Source organism: Aminiphilus sp., from assembly GCF_029975095.1.
Lineage (GTDB): Bacteria > Synergistota > Synergistia > Synergistales > Aminiphilaceae > Aminiphilus.
Window position 1 is genome coordinate 1 of sequence record NZ_JARKPW010000028.1, and the last position, 18,652, is coordinate 18,652.

At 61.6% G+C, this 18,652-nt stretch carries 19 protein-coding genes; all 19 read left to right on the top strand.

The features are described 5' to 3' along the window. Positions 1-1,045, top strand: a 1,045-nt coding sequence (locus Q1K49_RS01630; protein ID WP_300522035.1) for a DNA topoisomerase, incomplete at its 5' end; no start/stop codon positions are given. Beyond that, entirely contained in the window at positions 1,038-2,372 is a 1,335-nt protein-coding gene (trmFO, locus tag Q1K49_RS01635; protein WP_300522037.1) for a methylenetetrahydrofolate--tRNA-(uracil(54)-C(5))-methyltransferase (FADH(2)-oxidizing) TrmFO, read from the top strand. The genes Q1K49_RS01630 and trmFO, both read left to right, overlap by 8 nt. Positions 2,373-2,435: 63 nt before the next feature. After that, positions 2,436-3,335, top strand: a complete 900-nt coding sequence (locus tag Q1K49_RS01640) for a tyrosine recombinase XerC (protein ID WP_300522039.1) — start codon at positions 2,436-2,438, stop codon at positions 3,333-3,335. Further along, entirely contained in the window at positions 3,328-3,861 is a 534-nt protein-coding gene (gene hslV / locus Q1K49_RS01645) for an ATP-dependent protease subunit HslV (protein WP_213693772.1), read from the top strand. The genes Q1K49_RS01640 and hslV overlap by 8 nt, the downstream gene beginning before the upstream one ends. Beyond that, positions 3,858-5,285, top strand: a complete 1,428-nt coding sequence (gene hslU / locus Q1K49_RS01650) for an ATP-dependent protease ATPase subunit HslU (protein ID WP_300522043.1) — start codon at positions 3,858-3,860, stop codon at positions 5,283-5,285. The genes hslV and hslU overlap by 4 nt, the downstream gene beginning before the upstream one ends. A 137-nt stretch (positions 5,286-5,422) precedes the next feature. After that, a complete protein-coding gene (gene codY, locus Q1K49_RS01655) occupies positions 5,423-6,259 on the top strand; it encodes a GTP-sensing pleiotropic transcriptional regulator CodY (RefSeq protein ID WP_029165870.1) in 837 nt (278 codons plus the stop codon). Positions 6,260-6,515: 256 nt separating this feature from the next. Next, complete coding sequence (flgB, locus tag Q1K49_RS01660) at positions 6,516-6,917, top strand: flagellar basal body rod protein FlgB (protein ID WP_029165871.1); 402 nt, start codon at positions 6,516-6,518, stop codon at positions 6,915-6,917. Further along, positions 6,917-7,336 carry a flagellar basal body rod protein FlgC gene (gene flgC, locus Q1K49_RS01665; RefSeq protein WP_300522046.1) on the top strand — a complete coding sequence of 140 codons (420 nt, stop codon included), beginning with the start codon at positions 6,917-6,919 and terminating at the stop codon, positions 7,334-7,336. Before flgB ends, flgC begins: the two co-directional genes overlap by 1 nt. Positions 7,337-7,549: 213 nt before the next feature. After that, the gene (fliE, locus tag Q1K49_RS01670; protein WP_300522049.1) at positions 7,550-7,870 is read left to right on the top strand and encodes a flagellar hook-basal body complex protein FliE; all 321 of its coding nucleotides are present in this window, start codon (positions 7,550-7,552) and stop codon (positions 7,868-7,870) included. A gap of 9 nt (positions 7,871-7,879) precedes the next feature. Next, the gene (gene fliF, locus Q1K49_RS01675) at positions 7,880-9,451 is read left to right on the top strand and encodes a flagellar basal-body MS-ring/collar protein FliF (protein WP_300522052.1); all 1,572 of its coding nucleotides are present in this window, start codon (positions 7,880-7,882) and stop codon (positions 9,449-9,451) included. A 24-nt stretch (positions 9,452-9,475) separates the two neighbouring features. Beyond that, positions 9,476-10,483, top strand: coding sequence for a flagellar motor switch protein FliG (gene fliG, locus Q1K49_RS01680; RefSeq protein WP_300522054.1), 1,008 nt, complete (start codon positions 9,476-9,478; stop codon positions 10,481-10,483). Next, on the top strand, positions 10,476-11,411 hold the full coding sequence (locus Q1K49_RS01685) for a FliH/SctL family protein (protein WP_300522057.1): 936 nt from the start codon (positions 10,476-10,478) through the stop codon (positions 11,409-11,411). Before fliG ends, Q1K49_RS01685 begins: the two co-directional genes overlap by 8 nt. Before the next feature lie 2 nt (positions 11,412-11,413). After that, on the top strand, positions 11,414-12,748 hold the full coding sequence (fliI, locus tag Q1K49_RS01690; RefSeq protein ID WP_300522059.1) for a flagellar protein export ATPase FliI: 1,335 nt from the start codon (positions 11,414-11,416) through the stop codon (positions 12,746-12,748). A 3-nt stretch (positions 12,749-12,751) separates the two neighbouring features. Further along, positions 12,752-13,228 (top strand): hypothetical protein, encoded by a 477-nt coding sequence (locus Q1K49_RS01695; RefSeq protein WP_300522061.1) that lies wholly within the window; start codon positions 12,752-12,754, stop codon positions 13,226-13,228. Then, positions 13,204-13,887 carry a lytic transglycosylase domain-containing protein gene (locus Q1K49_RS01700; protein WP_300522063.1) on the top strand — a complete coding sequence of 228 codons (684 nt, stop codon included), beginning with the start codon at positions 13,204-13,206 and terminating at the stop codon, positions 13,885-13,887. Before Q1K49_RS01695 ends, Q1K49_RS01700 begins: the two co-directional genes overlap by 25 nt. A 4-nt stretch (positions 13,888-13,891) precedes the next feature. Continuing rightward, the gene (locus tag Q1K49_RS01705; protein ID WP_300522065.1) at positions 13,892-14,587 is read left to right on the top strand and encodes an MgtE intracellular region; all 696 of its coding nucleotides are present in this window, start codon (positions 13,892-13,894) and stop codon (positions 14,585-14,587) included. A 413-nt stretch (positions 14,588-15,000) separates the two neighbouring features. Next, positions 15,001-16,368 carry a flagellar hook protein FlgE gene (locus Q1K49_RS01710; RefSeq protein ID WP_300522068.1) on the top strand — a complete coding sequence of 456 codons (1,368 nt, stop codon included), beginning with the start codon at positions 15,001-15,003 and terminating at the stop codon, positions 16,366-16,368. A gap of 35 nt (positions 16,369-16,403) precedes the next feature. Further along, entirely contained in the window at positions 16,404-18,143 is a 1,740-nt protein-coding gene (locus Q1K49_RS01715) for a flagellar hook-length control protein FliK (RefSeq protein WP_300522070.1), read from the top strand. A 20-nt stretch (positions 18,144-18,163) separates the two neighbouring features. Further along, complete coding sequence (gene flgD, locus Q1K49_RS01720; protein WP_213692464.1) at positions 18,164-18,586, top strand: flagellar hook assembly protein FlgD; 423 nt, start codon at positions 18,164-18,166, stop codon at positions 18,584-18,586. Positions 18,587-18,652: the final 66 nt, after the last annotated feature.

Consider the following 18,652-nt stretch of genomic DNA (forward strand, 5'->3'; position numbering starts at 1 on the left):
GTTCACCGCATCGCAGATGTCTGCTGCGGTGGTGGCCCGGAGCACCCTCGAAGCCGAGTGTGGCGCCTACGGTCTCGCCCAGGCCGGAGCGGTTCTTCGTTTCGAAGGATGGGGCAAGGTCTGGCCCCTGGACCTGAAGGAGGGGCTCATCGCTCCCGCCGTGGAGGGGGAGACGCTTTTCGTGGACGATGTCCTCCGGGAGCAGCGTTTCACCAAGCCCCCCGCACGGTACGCGGAATCCGGGCTCGTGAAGGCTCTCGAAGAGAAGGGCATCGGTCGTCCCTCCACCTACGCCACCATCATCCAGACGCTCTACGACCGGGGATATGTGGAGCGCAACGACGAGCGGCGTCTGGAGCCCACGGATCTGGGGCTCGTGGTGAACGACTTTCTCGTCGCGCATTTTCCTGGGATCGTGGACGTCGGTTTTACCGCAGGCATGGAGAGCGAACTCGACGAAGTCGAGCAGGGCGGCCGCCCCTGGGTCGGCGTGGTGGACGATTTCTGGCGTCCCTTCTCCGAGACGCTTTCCTCGGCGGAGAAAAACGCGGAACGTGTCCGTGTCCCCGTCAAGGAGATCGGCGAGGCCTGTCCCGAGTGCGGCGCTCCCCTCGTGATCAAGCGAGGGCGTTTCGGCGAATTCATCGCCTGTTCGGGGTATCCGAACTGCTCCTACACCCGTCCCATCCTGAAGACCCTGGGCATTTCCTGTCCCACCTGCGGCAAGGGGGAGGTGGTGCGGCGACGTACGAAGAAGGGACGTTTCTTCTACGGCTGTTCCCTCTATCCCGCCTGCGACTTCGTCTCCTGGAACCAGCCCAGCGGAGAAAAATGTCCCGAGTGCGGTGGTCCTCTGATGGTGCGGGGAAAGAACAAGCCTCCTTTCTGTCCTGCCTGTTCCGGCCAGAGTGAGGCCGCTGAACCCGCACCGAAGAAAAAGGCCGGGCGTCCGAAGAAGAAGCCGAGCGCCGCCAAGCCGCGGACTCCCCGGAAGGGAACGACTCCGTCGCCCCGCTCTCCGAAGGAAACCTCCTCGGATGTGTAGCGCCCCGGTCCCGTCCCAGTCCGTCACCGTCGTCGGAGGTGGCCTCGCGGGAAGCGAAGCGGCGTGGCAGTTGGCCCGCCGGGGGCATACGGTTCGTCTCCACGAAATGCGCCCCGTAAACAACACTCCCGCCCACAGGACGGCGTGGCTGGCGGAGCTGGTCTGCAGCAATTCCCTCGGGTCGGACGTGCCGGAAAGCCCGGGAGGACTTCTCAAGGAAGAACTCCGGCGCATGAAGAGCCTCGTCATGGAAGCTGCCGAAGAGAGCGCCGTTCCCGCGGGGCGGGCTCTGGCGGTGGATCGGGAACTCTTCGCCCGTTTCGTGTCGGAGCGTCTCGTCGCACATCCCCTGGTGACGATCCTCCGGGAGGAGGTTGCCACATTGCCCCAAGAACCCGCGGTGATCGCCACGGGACCTCTCACGAGTCCTGCGCTTGCGGCGTGTCTCAGGGAATCCGCGGGAGGTTTTCTCGCCTTCTACGACGCGGTCGCTCCCGTGGTGACCGCGGAAAGCGTGGACGCGGGTACGGTCTACCGGGCCAGCCGATGGGGGCAGGGGGAGGATTATCTGAACTGTCCCCTCGACAGGGAGGCCTACGAGCGTTTTCTTTCCGCCCTGCTGGCGGCGGAACGGACACCTCGGAAGGAATTCGAGCAGGATCCGCGCTATTTCGAGGGATGTCTTCCCGTGGAAGTCCTTGCGGAACGGGGGCCGGACACCCTCCGCTACGGTCCCATGCGTCCCGTTGGGCTTCCGGACCCGAGAACGGGAAGAGAGCCCTACGCGGTGGTGCAGCTTCGCCAGGACAACCGGGAAGGCACACTCTACAACCTCGTGGGATTTCAGACCAATCTGCGCTGGGGGGAGCAGGAGCGCGTCTTCCGGCTCATTCCGGGACTGGAGAAGGCGGAGTTCATCCGTCTCGGCGTCATGCACCGGAACATCTATGTCAACGCTCCCCTGGCGTTGGATTCCTCCCTCCGGCTTAGGGGGCGGGAGGCACTGTTTCTGGCGGGGCAGCTCGTCGGCGTGGAAGGCTATGTGGAGAGCACCGCCATGGGGCTTGCCGCAGCGGTGAATTGTGCGGCCTTTCTCGCAGGTTCACCCTTTCCGTGCTGGCCCGAAGAGACCGCCATAGGTGCTCTGCTGCACTATCTCGGCAGTGCCCTTCCCGGAAGCTTTCAACCCATGAACTGCAATCTCGGCATTTTCCCCCCTCTTTCGAAGCGGATCCGAGGGCGGACCGAGCGGTGCGGAGCGGTAGCCACCAGGGCACGGGAAGCCCTTGCACTCTTTCTTGAGAAGCAGGGCACGCTTTTTCCGTAGTACTTATGACCCCTTTCTCCAGAAATTTCCCAATTTCAAGGGAAAAGTGCTACAATACGCGCCATGAGTGAAAATCTCTCCGTCGAAATGGACCGCTATCTGGAGCACCTGCGCTTCTCTCTGGGGCGCTCGGATCATACCGTGACCAACTACGCGGTCGATCTCGCCCAGTTCTGCGAGTTTCTTCTCCAGCAGGGGCTTGAGGACGTGGAGGAGATAACGTCCTCCCATGTCCGTGCTTTTCTTCGGGACATCATGGGATTCGGATACGCGAAGACCAGCGCGGCGAGGAAACTCTCCGCCGTGCGGAGCTGGTTCGCCTTCCTCCAGCGGAACGGAAGAGTGGCTTCCAACGCGGCGGCATCCGTGCGGAGTCCCAAGCTGCCCCAGCGCCTTCCCCGGGCGCTCTCCCGGGAAGACACGGCGCGTCTCGTCGAAGAGGGGCCGCGTGGGGAGGAGTTTCATCGCGACCGGGCGGTGTTGGAACTGTTGTACGGCTGTGGTCTGCGCGTGGCCGAACTCGTCGCGCTCGACTGGGAGGACGTGCAGCTTGAGGAGCGGTGGATTCGCGTGCGCGGCAAGGGGGACAAGGAGCGCATGGTTCCCATGGGACGCATTGCCCGGGATACCCTTCTGGAATTGCCCCTCCCGCCTTCGGGGGAGCGGGGTGGACCGCTCTTTCCGGGTGAGGAGGGTGGGAAGCTTTCGGTGCGCACCGTGCACCGTATCGTCACCCGAGCTGCCCGGATCGTCGGGCTCGCGGGTGTGACGCCCCACGTGCTGCGCCATTCCTTTGCGACGCACATGCTTGAGGGAGGCGCGTCGCTTCGGGTGCTTCAGGAACTGTTGGGCCACGAAAGTCTCGTGACGACCCAGAAATATCTCAGGATCACCGCGGAGCAGATGCGCCGGAGCTACAGTGCGGCCCATCCCCGCGGGGGAGGAGCGGACGAACATGTTTGAGGGAACGACGATTCTCTGCGTGCGGATCCGGAACCGCGTCGCCATGGCAGGAGACGGACAGGTCACGTTGGGAAACCAGGTCGTCAAGGCGGGGGCGCGAAAGGTACGGCGCCTCTACCGCGGCACGGTGCTCGCGGGATTCGCCGGAAGCACCGCCGATGCCATGACGCTGCTGGAGCGCTTTGAAAAGTTTCTGGAGGAGCATTCGGGAAATCTCATGCGGGCCGCCGTGACCATGGTGCGGGAATGGCGTACCGACCGGGCTCTTCGCAGGCTAGAGGCGATGATGCTCGTGGCGGACCGGGAGCAGACGCTTCTGCTCTCCGGCGCTGGAGATGTCCTGGAACCCGAAGGATACGCCGCGTCCATCGGTTCCGGCTCCGGCTTCGCCCTTGCTGCGGCGAGGGCGCTCTGCGAAGCTGCGGAATGGCCTGCGGAGGAGATTGCCCGCCGCTCTCTGGAGATCGCGGGGGATCTGTGCATCTACACCAACAAGAACATCACCGTGGAGGTGATCGACGCGTGATACGACAGGAAGGACGGGACTTCTCCCCCCGGGAGATCGTCGCCTATCTCGATAGATACGTCATCGGCCAGGAAAAGGCCAAACGCGCCGTGGCGGTCGCCCTGAGGAACCGCCTCCGCAGGCGGCGTCTTCCCGAGGAGGCGGCCAGGGAGATCGCTCCCCGGAACATCCTCATGGTCGGTCCCACTGGGGTGGGTAAGACGGAGATCGCCCGCCGCCTCTCGCACTTGGTGAACGCCCCGTTCGTCAAGGTGGAGGCCACCAAGTATACCGAAGTGGGCTATGTGGGGCGCGATGTGGAATCCATGATCCGCGATCTCGTGGAGACGGCGGTGCAGATGGTGAAGGAGCGGAAGGTCGAAGAGGTTCGCGAGGTCGCGAAGGTGCGCGCCGAGGACCGACTGCTTGATGCGCTTCTTCCCCGGCCCCGTTCCGCGGTCTCTCGCGTCCCCGAGTTCTTTCGGCTTTTCGGCGGGCAGCAGGAGGAGTCCGCCCAGGCGAGTACACCTCCCCCCCAGACGCCGGAGGAGGAACAGCGCTTCACCGCGACCCGGGAGCGACTTCGGGAGATGCTGCGCAACGGCAGGCTCGAGGATCGGGAGGTGGAAGTCGAGGTGACGGAGGTGCCCAAGCTCGGCATGCCCCTGTTGGGAGGTGCCGGCATGGAGGAAATGGGCATGAACCTCAACGAAATGCTCGGCGGTCTGCTGCCCAAGAAATCCCGACGGCGTCGCGTCAGCGTCGCCGAGGCTCGGCGCATTCTTGAGGCGGAAGAGGCGGAGAAGCTCGTGGACATGGAGGTCGTCACCAGGGAAGCCCTCGAAAAGGCACAGGAGGAAGGCATCGTCTTTCTCGACGAGCTGGATAAGGTTGCGGCCGGAGAGGGCCGCGGGGCAGGCCCGGACGTGAGTCGCGAGGGCGTGCAGCGGGATCTCCTGCCCATCGTGGAGGGATGTACGGTGCAGACCAAGTACGGCCCGGTCACGACGGATCACATTCTGTTTATCGCCGCCGGGGCCTTCCACAAGGTCAAGCCGTCGGATCTTGTTCCGGAGCTGCAGGGAAGACTTCCCATAAGGGTTGAGCTCGATTCCCTCGGCGAGGAGGAATTGTTCCGCATTCTCCGGGAGCCCGAACACAGCCTTGTACGCCAGTATCAGGCCCTGCTCGGCACGGAGGGGGTGGAACTTCTCTTTGAAGAAGGAGCGCTGCGCGCCATCGCCAAGTTTGCCACGGCGGCGAACCGCGACATGGAGAACATCGGTGCCCGGCGGCTCGCCACCATTATGGAACTTCTTCTGGAGGAAATCAGTTTCGATGCGCAGGACTTGGCCGGCAGCACGGTCCGCGTGGATGTCCCCTTTGTGGAGGAGCGCCTGCGGGACGTGGCGGCGGACAAAGACATGCGGAACTACCTTCTCTAAGAAAAGGAGATAACGAGGCATTCGAGCATTGCGGGAAGGGCACGCACGACGAGGAAAATCATGCCGGAAGTCCCGAGTGGGGCCGTCGTGAGCGACACGTTTACGAGAAGAAGAAATAGGAGGGACATGCCGTGACGATGAACACCCCCAAGGAACTCATCGAGTCGAGAGCGAAGATCCTGAATCCTTCGGCCATGCAGGATCTGCTCGAGAAAACCCGTCTCGTGAGCCGGGCACTGCAGAACAGAAGGGACCATCGGGCCTATCCGGATTACCAGAAGCTCTCCAAGCTTCTGTGCGATCTTGCGGCGGCCAACGTGTATCTCATCAGCAGGGAGGGGCGCATCCTCGGGTATGCCTGGGTGAGTGAGTACGACTGTCCCATTATGGCGAACCTGCTCGAAAAGAACAGCATGCCCGATTCCTATGTGGAGAAACTCAACCAGTACCACGAATCGGTGCTCAACCACACGGACCACGGGCTGTGCGCCTATGCGGACCATCCCTGTACCTACTCCAACAAGCACGTGCTCTACGTTCCCATCACGGGCGGGGCAGAGCGTTTGGGGACCCTGATTCTTGCTCGGTTCGGCCAGCCCTTTGATACGAGGGACCTCGTCCTCGCAGAATATCTCGCCACCGTGGTGGGACTGGAGATTCTCCACGAGCGGACTCGTTCTATCGAGGAACGCGCCCGGGAGCGTCTGGTGGTGCAGATGGCCATGCGTGCCCTTTCCTATTCCGAGGTGGAGTCGGTGCGGCACATCGTGCGGGAGCTCGGGGGCCCCGAAGGAGTCGTGGTGGCGAGCCGCGTGGCGGATCGCGTCGGCGTGACCCGGAGCGTCATCGTCAATGCCCTGCGCAAGCTGGAGAGTGCCGGGATCATCGAAAGCCGGAGCCTCGGCATGAAGGGAACGTACATCCGCGTTCTGAGCGCGCTCTTCCTGGAGGAACTGGGCATTTTCGAGGAGTGATCCGACAACCCCCGGCTACAGAGGTTTTTCGACGTCGTCCCGACTCTTTCCCGGTGGAATCTCCGATGTTTCGGCAGATTCCACCGGGTGTTTTTCTTCGGGGTGGACGGTCCTGTTCTCTTTTCGCCGTGTCGAGATACGGCGAAAAGAGAGATCCCGGGAGCGATTCTCCTTTCAAGAGAAGGAAAGACGCTGCCGATACACAAAAGGGTCCGATGAGATCCGTTCATCTTGGAATCGTTCGGGAGGGAGTTTCATGCAAAGGGACATGACCTGGGATGTCATCGCGAAGGATGTCGAAGGATTGTCTCGCCGGTTCGAGGCGGTCTCCCAGAACATGGCCAACGGCAACACCCCGCGGTATGCCCGCCGGGAGGTCTCCTTCGAGGACCAGTTGAAGGAACTCATCGACGGTCCCACGAAGCTGCCTCTTGCCGTGACCGACACCAAGCACATTCCTCGGCGTCCTCTTTCCGTGAACGACGTGGTTCCCGAGGAGTCCCGGATCTACGACGAGTGGTACCGCCTCGACGGAAACAATGTGGATCCCGAGCGGGAGAACGCCCTTCTCAACCAGACGAGGATGGGATATACCGCCATGAACAGAATGCTCGGGCGAAAGTTCGGTCTGTACAAGGCCGTCATAGGAGGCCGATGATGCGCGTCTTTCACTCCTTGAACGTGGCGGGAAGTGCTCTCACGGCGCATCGTCTCTGGATGGACACGATCTCGGAAAACCTCGCCAATGTGAATACCACGCGCTCCGGCGACGGAGGTCCTTATGTACGGCGCGTGCCTGTTTTTGCAGAACGCCTCGACCGCGAGCTTTCCCCCAATTCCGCGTCGGGTGGAGTGAAGGTTACCGCCATCGCGCAGGACCCTCTTCCGCCCCGGTTGGTCTACCAGCCGGAACACCCCGATGCGAACGAGGAAGGATATGTGGCCTATCCGAACGTGAACGTGGTGCGGGAGATGACGGACATGATCGTGGCCAGCAGGGCCTACGAGGCGAATCTCTCCATCGTGGACACGGGAAAGGCCATGTGGAACAGTGCCTTGGAAGTGCTCAAAGGATAGGTGTCGGGACTTTTGGATCAATTGAAAATAAGGCTTTCGATTCGGGGGGGTGAGGCAGTCCCCCCTGCTTTTTTTTCGCTTTTTCTGGTAAATTACCGGAGGATTGTCTTTAGAGGAAGAGCGACAGGGGAGAGTCTTTTGCGGTAAATGTCAGTCTGATGTGGTATCATGGTGTAAATCTGCGTATGCGTATTTCCGGGAGGAGGGGCGAACATGAGTGCCGTTACCCTGAATTTACTTGACAGGACGCTTCCTTTCGGGGACGAGGGGAAGGGGAGTGCGGTTCAGAAGAAGGATGAGGGAACAAAGCGTGGAACCACCTTCGCCGCGGTCCTCAAGGAGAGCATGGAGAATGTGAACGACCTGCAACATGTGGCGGACGAGAAGACGCGAAAACTGGCACTGGGAGAAGTGAACGACATTTCCGAGGTGGTTGTCGCCGCGTCCGAGGCGGAGATGTCCCTGCGGTTGTTCATGGAGATCCGGAACAAACTGGTGGATGCCTATCAGCAGATCGCCAGAATGCCGGTCTGACGAACGCTCATGGAACGGATCAGGCAGTTCTTCTCCAGGATACGGGTTTTTTGGGAGTCCCTCGTTCCGTGGCAGCGGTATTCTCTGCTCGGGGCGTCAGTGCTCGTGGTGGCCGCCATCGTCCTCCTCGTGCTCTGGTCCGGAAGAACAGCCTACGACCCCCTCTTTTCCGGGCTCGAAGTGGACGATCAGGCTTCCATCGTGGCGACCCTTCGGGAGCAGAAGATTCCTTACCGGCTGGATCCCGTTGCCAACGCTATTCTCGTTCCCCGGGACGTGGTCCATGAGGCACGGTTGAATCTCGCCTCCGCGGGGCTTCCCAAGGGGGGCGTCGTGGGCTTCGAGATCTTCGACCGGGCCAAGATGGGCATGAGCGATTTCCAGCAGCGCATCACCTACCTCCGGGGACTGGAGGGGGAGCTGGCGCGGACGGTCCTGCAGATCGACGCCGTGGAGTATGCGAAGGTCAACATCGTCATTCCCGAGCAGCGTCTCTTCCTCGAACAACAACAACCCTCCACCGCATCCGTCCTCGTCCGGCTGAAACAGGGGAGAAAGGTCGGTCCGGAGCAGGTGCGCTCCATCGTCCACCTCGTCGCTCACAGCGTCGAGGGCCTTCGCGCCGACGATGTCACCGTGGTGGACACGGCGGGCAACGTCCTCTCCGATATGATCGCCGATGAAAATTTCATCTTTGCGGGAAGTGACGGCCTGGGTTCTTCCGTCTCCTCGGTGCAACGGGAACTCGAACGGCAGCAGGAACAGGAATTCGAACGCAAGCTTCGCGTCATGCTGGAGCGGGTTTTCGGCCCCGGCAAGGCGGTGGTGCGCGTTCGGGTGGAACTTGATTTCGACAAGCGAAAGGTCTCCACCAGGGAATTCATCCCCGGTCCTACCGGCAAAGGCGTTATCCGAAGCCAACAGGACATGGAAGAGACCTACGAGGGACCCGGCAGTGTTCCCGGAGCTCCTCCGGGAACGACCACGAACATCCCGGGGTACGCCATCACGGGACAGCAGCAGGGGAACAGCGAATACGCCAAGACGGAATCGACGAAGAACTACGAGATCACCACCCGGGAAGAGGAGCAGGTGGGAACGCCGGGAACGGTGAAACGGGTCTCCGCCTCGGTGCTCGTGGACGGTACGCTCTCGGACGAGCAACTGGGCGGACTCAAGGAGGCCGTGGCGGCGGCCATCGGTATCGACGAGGTGAGGGGAGACAAGCTCGTCATTCAGCCCATGCCCTTCTCCACCTCTTTTGTGGACAACCTTCTCGCCCAGCTCCAGGAGCAGCGGCGACAGCAGCTCCTCATGGGCATGATCGCGCTCGCGCTCGTGCTTGTGGGGGCGGTCGGCGTGGCTCTCTGGTGGATGCGCCGCCGCCGGCGGCTTCTCCTCGAACAGGCGGCTGGAGGCGAGGAAGGAAAGGTGCCGAGCCTGAGAGAGCTCATGGAAAACCCTGATCTGATGGCCGGACAGAGTGAAGTCGTCGTTCTGGAAGAACAGCTCCGCATCTATGCGATGAAGAACCCCGAGGATGTCGCTGCAGTCATCAAGAATTGGCTGGCTGAGGAATAGCCGCCTGGGAGAGGAAGGGAATCCATGGCCAAAAAAGAACTGAGGGGGAGAGACAAAGCTGCCATCCTCTTGGTTTCTCTGGGCCCTGAAGTGGCAGGACTCATCTACAAGCAGCTCGACGAGGGGACCATCGAGTTGCTTACACTCGAAATCGCCAACCTGCGGAAAATCACTCCGGATGTCAAGCTCCAGGTTCTCAAAGAGGCCCAGGAGCTGCTTATGGCCAAGGAATTCCTTTCCCAAGGGGGCGTGGATTACGCACGGTCGCTCCTGGAGCAGGCCCTCGGGGCCGAGCGTGCCCAGGAAATCCTCCGGCGCATCACCGCGAGCCTTCAGGTACGTCCCTTCGACTTCATGCGCCACACTGACGCACAACAAGTTCTTAGCTTCATCCAGGGAGAGCATCCCCAGACTATCGCCCTCATTCTCTCCTATCTCGTTCCCGAACAGGCTGCGGCGATCATGGGCGGTCTGCCCGCCAACATTCAGTGGGATGTGACGCGGCGCATCGCCACCATGGACAGGATCACTCCGGAAGTCCTGCGGGAGGTGGAGCGGGTGCTGGAGCGAAAACTCAGCAGTGTTCTCGGCCAGGATTTCACCATTGCCGGAGGCATTGAAGCCGTGGTGGACATCATCAACCGTGTGGATCGGGGTACGGAGCGGAACATCATGGAAATGCTCGAGGAAAAGGACCCCGACCTGGCGGAGGAAATCAAACGGCGCCTCTTCGTCTTCGAGGACGTGATCGGGCTGGACGACCGTTCGCTTCAGCGCGTCCTCCGGGAAGTGGACATCAAGGACCTCTCTCTCGCCCTCAAGGGAGCTACGGAGGAGTTGCGGCAGAAATTCTTCAAGAACATGTCCAAACGAGCCTCCGAGATGCTGCTGGAGGACATGCAGTTCATGGGGCCCGTGCGCGTCCGGGACGTGGAGGAGGCGCAGCAGAAGATCGTCAATGTCATCCGCGCCCTTGAGGATGCCGGAGAGATCGTCATCGCCCGAGGTGGAGAGGAAGAGCTGATTGTCTAGCGGAACCGGTCGCCAACGTCTTTTCCGGGCGGTACGCCTTCTTCCGGAGGCGGTCAAGGTAGGAAGCCCCCTGCCGCAGGGGAAGACGGCGCCGGAGGAGGCATGTCCCGTCTCCGGAACCGAGGAGAGGGGAGAGCAGGCGGCGGCTCTTCGCGCCGAAAAGGAGCGGCTCGGACTTCAGGAGAAGCTCCGCCGGGCCGAAGAGGCCCTGGTGGAGGCGCGCAAACACGCGGCGTCCCTGGAGCAGGAGGTCGTGAAACAGCGCAGGGATGCGGAGGCAAGGCTGGAGAAGCTCAAGGCCGATCTGGAATCCCGGTTTGAGGAGCAACGGGAGGATGCGCGTCGCACGGGGCATGACGAGGGCTATTCCGAAGGGTATACCCGGGGGAGGAACAAGGCCTTCCAGGAAGTCCGGGAGGAATACGCGGAGCGCTTCGCCTCCCTGGCGGAACAGATTGACGGCGTCCACGGCGAGCTTCGCCGGAATCTGGAAGAGCTTGCGGAAGCGAACCAGCTCCGGTTGATCCGGCTCTGGAGTGTCGTGCTCGAACGCTTGCTCCATCGTCAGGTGGAACTCAACGAAGCCACGGTGATGACGCTTCTGCGCCAGGTTCTCCTCCGGGTGAGTGATCGGGAGCGCCTGGTGGTGTATCTTCACCCCGAGGATGCCGTCTCGGTGCGGGAACGGCGGGACGAGTTCGCCGACATTCTCCGGGGGATCCGCCATATCGAGTTCGTCGGGGACGAGAACGTGGATCGGGGAAGTTGTCTGGTGGAGACGAATCTCGGCGTGTACGACGCACGGTGGAGGACTCAGCTCGAACAGATTTCCCGGGAGGTTGACGGCGTTCTTCTGGAGGGACTTGCCTCCGGAGGCACGCCCGATCCTGCGGGGCGGGAGGATGCCGCCGAGGACGGCGGGGCGTAGTCATGGGAAAGGATCTGTTGGGTGTCCTGGAGGTGCGTTTGGACCGGAGCGACTGGATCCGCGTCAACGGAAGAGTCGTTCAGGTCGTGGGGCTCGTCATCGAGTCTCAGGGGCCGGATGTGCAGGTGGGGGATCTCTGCGAAATCCGCTTTCGCAGGCGGAACAGCGTGCTCCGTGCGGAAGTGGTGGGTTTTCGGGGCGATCGGGTGTTGCTCATGCCGCTCGGAGACATTCAGGACATCGGTCCGGGGTGCGATGTGGTGGCCATGGGGCGCAGTCTCGGCGTTCATGTGGGAAGCGGTCTCCTCGGCAGGGTTTTGGACGGACTGGGGCGTCCCATTGACGAGAAGGGACCCGTGGCGGTCTCCGGCTTCTACCCCCTTCACGCTGCGCCGCCGCACCCACTGCGCCGACAGCACATTTCGAAACCGCTCTCCGTGGGCGTCAAGGTCATGGACGGTCTGCTGACCCTGGGGCAGGGACAGCGCGTGGGCATCTTCTCCGGTTCAGGCGTGGGGAAGAGCACTCTTCTCGGAATGATGGCCCGCAACACCGAGGCGGATGTGAACGTCATCGGCCTTGTGGGAGAACGGGGCCGGGAAGTCAAGGAGTTCCTCGACAACGATCTGGGAGTGGAGGGCCTCAAGCGTTCCGTCGTGGTGGTGGCCACGTCGGATCAACCGCCTCTCGTGCGTCTCAAGGCGGCGCTCACTGCCACGACGATCGCGGAATACTTCCGTGACCAGGGAGAGAACGTCCTGCTCATGATGGATTCCATCACCCGCGTCGCCATGGCGCAGCGTGATTCAGGACTGGCCGTGGGGGAGCCTCCCGCCACACGCGGGTACACGCCTTCGGTGTTCGCCTTTTTGCCCCGTCTTCTTGAGCGGGCCGGCGCGGGAGAGCGGGGAAGCATCACCGCCATCTACTCGGTTCTCGTCGAGGGCGATGATATGAACGAGCCTGTGGCGGACACAGTGCGGGGCATTCTCGACGGACACATCGTTCTCTCCCGCCAGATCGCCGCGAGGAACCACTACCCTGCGGTGGATGTTCTCCGAAGCATCAGCCGCGTGATGCCCGGCGTGGTTTCGGAGGAGCAGATGGCGGCGGCCACGACGATACGGGAAGTCCTCTCCGTGTTCGAAGAAGCCCAGGATCTGGTCAACATCGGTGCGTACAAGACCGGAAGCAATCCGAAAATAGACTGGGCGTTGGAATACATCGACCGGGTGCAGGATTTTCTCCGTCAGGGTGTTCAGGAGCGATTCTCCTTCGAGGAGACCGTGCAGACTATGGGATCCCTCGTGCCGAACCTGCAGGAGGCGAGGAGATAGGCCATGATGCAGAAGATCCGGAGATTTCGGCGTATCCTTTCGACGAAAGTCCGGGAGGAACAGATCGTTCAGGTGGAACTTTCCGAGCGGCTCACGGCGGAGCAGAACGTGCTCGCCCAGCTCGACGGATTGAAGCTGGAGCGCCAGCGCGCCCTGGACGAGTTCGTGACCCAGGTCGGGCGGGTGTTCTCCCCCCGTGATCTCTGGCATCAGCGGCAGCATATCGAGTGTATCGACACGGATATGGAGTGCAAAGAGCGGGAATTGGCCGCCCTGCGCCGTGCCATTGAAGAGACCAAGGTGCGTCTCCTTGAGCGGCACCGCGAGGTGCGCATGCTGGAGAACTACGTGGACAAGCTCCAGGCCGCGGATACTGCGGTGCGGCTCTCGACGGCGCAGAACGAGTTGGACGATCTCACCTGCATGCGTTTCAACACCACTCGGGAGGAATTTCCATGCGACCCAGTCTCGCGAACGTGAATCGTGTTCTCGCCCGAATCGAGGAAATCCAGAACCGCTTTTCGCCTTCCGGAGGATCCGACATGCCGCTGGAACGTTTGCGGGAAGGCGTTTCGCCGGGGAATTTCGAGCGTGCCCTCGAAGAGGCGCGAAAGAAGGAGAAAACCCAGGGGAAGGACAGAAACCGTGCTTTGCAACATGTCCTCGCCTCGGACAGCCCGGGACTCGCCGACGGTGAAGGGATTTTCGACAGGGACGAGGTGCTTCTCTCGGAGGAGAGGAGTGGCGGAGCGACGTGGCAAGCGGCCCTCCCTGCAACCGCAGGGGCGTACGGTCTCGATCCGGCCCTTGTCCGGGCGGTGATCCGCATGGAGTCAGGAGGCAATCCGAGGGCGGTCTCGCCCAAGGGGGCCCAGGGGCTCATGCAGCTTATGCCGGGAACTGCAAGAATGCTGGGAGTCCAAGATGCCTTCGATCCCATTGAAAACATGGATGGAGGCGCCCGCTACCTTGCCTCGATGCTGCAGCGATATGACGGTGACATGGAGAAGGCGCTTGCGGCGTACAACGCCGGCCCCGGAAGAGTGGATGCCTGTGGAGGTATTCCGGCCATCCCGGAGACGCAGCGATACGTTCGGAACGTGCTGGCTCTTTACAGGAAAATGAAGGAGGAGGAATAGGTTCATGGCGGATCCGATGCGGGATTCCTCCGAAGAGATGATCGACGAACCGAGGCCCTCGCCGAAGGCTTCCAAGAGCACCGGAGGGAGCCCCAAGGCGAAGAAAAAGCCCCGCGGACGCGGATGTGCCATGTTTCTTCTGTCGCTTCTTCTTCTGGGCGGAACCCTTTCCGGTCTGCATCTGGCCGGTGTGTGGGATGCACGCACGGTCCTCTATCCGTTGCTTCCCCAGATTCCTTTGGTCGGAGAACAGCTCTCGGATACCTTCGGCGTGCCTCCCCGTTATGCCCTCACCGTCGCAGAACGTCGCGCCCTCGAAATCGAGGAGCGAGAGCAGTTGCTCGCCATACGGGAGGCGGAACTCAACGCTCTCCGGACCGCGGCGGAGGCCATCTCCGCGGATCTTCTCGCCAGAGCGGAAGCGCTCGGAAGGCAGGAGGCGCTTCTGGCGGAACAGTCGGCGCAGCAGCCGACACAGGATGCGCCGGACGCGGAGGAAAAAAACATCGAGGACCTTCTCCGGACCTACCAGGAAATGTCTCCCCGCAACGCCGCCCAGATCATGCAGGATCTCCGGGAGGATCTGGCGGTGACGCTCCTCTCCCGCATGCCCCAGGATCAGGCGGCGGCAATCCTCGCCAAGATGGACAGCCCGAAGGCGGCCCGCCTCACGGAGCGGCTGGCGACTCTCAAACGGTAACCCTGCGGCCTCGAAGCATCCTTGTCTTTGTGCCGCTCGGTGTGCCCGGCCAGGAAGAGCCGGAACCCTTCTTCTGTCGGAAAACACCGGAGCGGGTGTTTTTTGTTCCGGCGTCTCGGTTCGGTGCATGCTCAAATCTGTTTTTCCTCCGGAAACCGTGCGTATCTTCCGCCAGCGGGGCGATTTCGGCCTCGCCGCTTCGATTTTCCCCTTGCCGGTCTCCCCTCCTGGCCTCGTTCTTCTGAAGCACTCCATGGGATAAAGTCCCGCTTCGAAATGCCGATACCAACTACGAGGTATTCGGAGTCGGTCCAATGTGTTTGTTCATGCAGTGCCTGCCACGGACGGTCGGGCTTTGAAACGGCAAGGGAATGCGGCTTGACCGACATGACACATCATCTCAGGAGGCCGCCATGATACGATCTCTGTGGACAGGCGTGAACGGCGTGGTTGGGCATCAGACCTATCTCGACGTGATCGGCAACAATGTGGCCAACGTGAATACCGTGGGTTTTCGCAAATCCTCCCCGGTGTTTTCCGATCTCCTTTCGGACCTGATGCGTGGCGCCACCGGCCCCCAGGGCAATTTGGGCGGTGTGAGCCCCATGCAGGTCGGCTTGGGGTCCATCGTGACCGCCATCGATGTGAGCCAGGCTGCCGGAACTCTTTCCCTCACCGACAGTCCCACTGATATCGCCATCTCGGGCTCCGGTTTTTTCGTCGTCCGGAATGAGCAAGGCCAGTTCTACACCCGGGCGGGGAACTTCGTCGCCGATGGAGAAGGGTATCTCGTGCAGTCCGGGACGGGAAACTACCTGATGGGGACGAGAATCGGCGACGGAAGTGTTCCGGGAACTCCCGGTGGACTTGAGCCGGTGAAAATTCCCGTTCCGTCCGAAACGGGAGATTCGGAGTACACCCTCCCCCCAAAAGCGACGGGGGGCATCCTTTACGCATGCAATCTCGACGCGGGCATGGCTCTGGGCGATTCCCACGCCACGGAGACGACTGTCTACGACAATCTCGGCAATGTCCATCAAATCCGGGTGACCTGGTCCAAGGCCACGGAAATCGCGCCGGACGGGACGGAGACGTGGAAACTGAACCGCTGGACCTGGAAGGCGGAACTGCTCGACGAGGATCCTCCCGTTGAGGTGGGGTCTGGCGAGATCGGATTTTCCGGTGCTTCCGATCCTGCGACGGGGGTTGTGGCGGGCGACATCATCCGGGATGGATCGGAGATCGTCGCCATCAACGTGCCCTACAGCCCGGTCCCTGATCCCAATAATCCGGGACAGACCGTCACTCCCGAGGCCGGGGAGATCACCCTCGATTTCGGTGGCGGCGGAGATCCGCTTGCAGGGATCACGCAATTCGGAAGCTCCAGCACGACCCGTTCCGTCAAGCAGGACGGCTATCCCATGGGATATCGACAGGGAGTGGTCGTCACCGCCGACGGCGTGCTGAATGTGGTGTATTCAAACAACATGGTCAAACCCACCTACCGCATCCCCCTTGCCTTTTTCCGTAATCCCATGGGGCTCAAGAGTGAAGGGGACGTCCTCTTTTCCGTGACCGCGAATTCGGGGGATCTGAACCTTCTCTTTCCCGGCGCGGAGAACACGGGAAAGCTCATGGGCGGTGCGCTGGAGGGGAGCAACGGCGATCTGGCCGATTCCTTCTCCGATCTCATCATTTCTCAGCGGAGCTTTCAGGCGAATGCCCGGGTTATCACCACCAGCGATGCCTTCCTGAAGGAAAGCATCTCCATGAAGAAATAACGGGGCCGAACCGTGGCAGAAAGGAGCCCCTGAACATGTCCGTCAATTCCGTCCAGGCACTTTTTCCGGACCCCGCTTCGGCTTCCTCTGCGGGAAAGGGAACCGCCAAGACCCAAAGCGCCTCTCCCGGAGCGGTTTTTGAGACGCTCCTTTCCACTGCGGGGGAGAGCCTTTCCCAAGGTGATGCCGGGAAGAACGAAAAAGGGCTCCTTCTCGAAGGAGTGCTTCCGGAATCTTCCGCTGCCGTTCCGGGAGTTCTTTCGCCTGGGCTCGTCGAGCTGGCGTGGACGTTCTGGATCGGCAACGGAGAAGAGGCTCCGACGAAAGACGTGCTTGCCGATCCTTCGCAGGAAGAAGAGGAGGATGTGTCGTGCGAAGAGGAAGCAGGCGCGGATGCGCTTCGGGATGGTGCGCCGGAGAGTGCGCTTTCCTGCCTGGCGAACGGCATGGATGTCGCCGAGATCGTCGCAGTGCCTACGGCACCCGGTGGCGTTGAGGTCACTTCGGAACATTTGCTTGAAGAGAAGTTTCCTGTCGTTCCATCTGCCCTGGTGCCCGAAAACCAACCTGTGGTTCCGGTCGAAGAACAATACCGTGATGGAATGGCGGCGGTTGTCGCTCCGGACGGACACGTGGCCTGTGCGGAAGAAGCGGTGCTCTCGCAGGCGGGACACCTCGGTGAAGGCGATGACGCTGCGGACAAGGATGCCCCCGGGGTTGTCTCTCTCGAGGAAGGATCTCAGAAGGCAGAAGCAGCGGATGGAGAGAACGCGGCTTCGTTGAAAAAGGGCATACCTCTTTCCAAAGAGAATGACGCTTCCGGAACGCCTCGTTCCGTTGCGGCGTCCTTTCGGGAGGGGTTTGTGAACAATCTTTCCGAGGACGCGCTCTCCGGAGCGGTCGAAAGCAAAGAAACTCCGGTGCCGGTTTCGAAATCGACGCTCGAGAATATCTCGAGAACGGTGACGGAGAAGGCAGTTGCGGAGGATGCGCTCCCCCGGAATGTGGCGGTGACAGAACGTTCGCTCTTGCCGGACGGCTCTGTTCCGAATGAGGCTCGTCCTAAAAGCGATGAGGGGGCGGGCAAAAGCGCGTCGCACGAATTGGGGCAGGCCGCGGCTCTGGAGGTTCCGGAGGAACATGCCGAAACGGAGCAACGGAGTGGTGATGCATTTGCAGGAGGACGTGAGGGGCAGGGAGCCCGGAACACCGCGATGTCTTCGGCATCGGCCGGCAGGGAGACGGCTTTCTCCTCGTTCCTTGACGGGGGTGCGTCCTCCGGTATTTCCGGTCCGGCGCGGAGTGTCCCGGGACCTCTTCCCGGAGAAGGTACGTCCCTCCCGCTGCAGGGGCGAGGGCTCGCGGCCCTGCCCGAGGGAATGACGGAAGTGGTGCGTGTGATTGCCACTGAGGAGGGGCATCGTGCCCGGATCATCGTGGATCCTCCCGCTCTGGGACGCGTGGACGTGACCGTCCAGACCACGGGAAACGGCATGGAGGCGGTGCTTCGGGTGGACAACGAGGCGTTGCGGCAGACCCTGTTGGGCCAGCTCGACCAGTTGCGGCAGGCCCTCGCACAGCAGGGAATCACCGTGGGCCAGCTCAGCGTCGATGTCCGGCAGCAGGAAGAGCAGCAGCACAGCCAGAGCGATTCCGGAAAGAACCGGCGGACGAACAGACTTTCCGGTGTGGAAGACGGTGTTTCCGACGAAGACGAGGAACGGAGAACCGTGCGGCTTGACCTCGAACGAGGCTTGCTGCACTGGATAGCCTGAACGGAAAGGAGTGAACCGACATGTTTCAGACGTCGAGCGTGGCGGGAACGGGAAGTGCTTCCTCCACAAGCGGTACCAGCTCGGACGACATAACCAGAACGGTGAAGACCGAACTCGGCAAGGACGATTTCCTGAAACTTCTCATTACGCAGCTCACGCATCAGGATCCGCTGAACCCCATGGAGGACAAAGAGTTTATCGCCCAGATGGCGCAGTTCAGTTCCCTGGAGCAGTTGACGAACCTCAACGCGGGGCTGGAGAGCATGACGAACTTCGCTATGACCAACGCGGTGAATTACATCGGGAGAACCGTCACCTTCTACAACAGTGACGGCGAGGAACTTTCCTACAAGGTGACTTCCGTAACCTTCAACCAGGGGGAAGTGACGCTCCATTACGATGGAGGTAGTGTGCCTCTCGAGAACGTCATCGGTGTTGCCTGATTTAGAAGGGGACTGTCAGGCACGAGAACATGTTGTTCCGTGTTGACCGATTGGGGGAGAAGGGTT

Excerpts from the sequence above, each read along its gene's own strand:
- fliF (WP_300522052.1), top strand. The coding sequence starts at position 7,880 with ATGGAACGGATCAGGCAGTTCTTCTCCAGGATACGGGTTTTTTGGGAG.
- Q1K49_RS01715 (WP_300522070.1), top strand. The coding sequence starts at position 16,404 with ATGTCCGTCAATTCCGTCCAGGCACTTTTTCCGGACCCCGCTTCGGCT.
- codY (WP_029165870.1), top strand. The coding sequence starts at position 5,423 with ATGAACACCCCCAAGGAACTCATCGAGTCGAGAGCGAAGATCCTGAAT.
- Q1K49_RS01695 (WP_300522061.1), top strand. The coding sequence starts at position 12,752 with ATGATGCAGAAGATCCGGAGATTTCGGCGTATCCTTTCGACGAAAGTC.
- flgC (WP_300522046.1), top strand. The coding sequence starts at position 6,917 with ATGCGCGTCTTTCACTCCTTGAACGTGGCGGGAAGTGCTCTCACGGCG.
- fliG (WP_300522054.1), top strand. The coding sequence starts at position 9,476 with ATGGCCAAAAAAGAACTGAGGGGGAGAGACAAAGCTGCCATCCTCTTG.
- flgD (WP_213692464.1), top strand. The coding sequence starts at position 18,164 with ATGTTTCAGACGTCGAGCGTGGCGGGAACGGGAAGTGCTTCCTCCACA.
- Q1K49_RS01700 (WP_300522063.1), top strand. The coding sequence starts at position 13,204 with ATGCGACCCAGTCTCGCGAACGTGAATCGTGTTCTCGCCCGAATCGAG.
- hslV (WP_213693772.1), top strand. The coding sequence starts at position 3,328 with ATGTTTGAGGGAACGACGATTCTCTGCGTGCGGATCCGGAACCGCGTC.
- trmFO (WP_300522037.1), top strand. The coding sequence starts at position 1,038 with ATGTGTAGCGCCCCGGTCCCGTCCCAGTCCGTCACCGTCGTCGGAGGT.
- Q1K49_RS01640 (WP_300522039.1), top strand. The coding sequence starts at position 2,436 with ATGAGTGAAAATCTCTCCGTCGAAATGGACCGCTATCTGGAGCACCTG.
- fliE (WP_300522049.1), top strand. The coding sequence starts at position 7,550 with ATGAGTGCCGTTACCCTGAATTTACTTGACAGGACGCTTCCTTTCGGG.
- Q1K49_RS01705 (WP_300522065.1), top strand. The coding sequence starts at position 13,892 with ATGGCGGATCCGATGCGGGATTCCTCCGAAGAGATGATCGACGAACCG.
- fliI (WP_300522059.1), top strand. The coding sequence starts at position 11,414 with ATGGGAAAGGATCTGTTGGGTGTCCTGGAGGTGCGTTTGGACCGGAGC.
- Q1K49_RS01710 (WP_300522068.1), top strand. The coding sequence starts at position 15,001 with ATGATACGATCTCTGTGGACAGGCGTGAACGGCGTGGTTGGGCATCAG.
- flgB (WP_029165871.1), top strand. The coding sequence starts at position 6,516 with ATGCAAAGGGACATGACCTGGGATGTCATCGCGAAGGATGTCGAAGGA.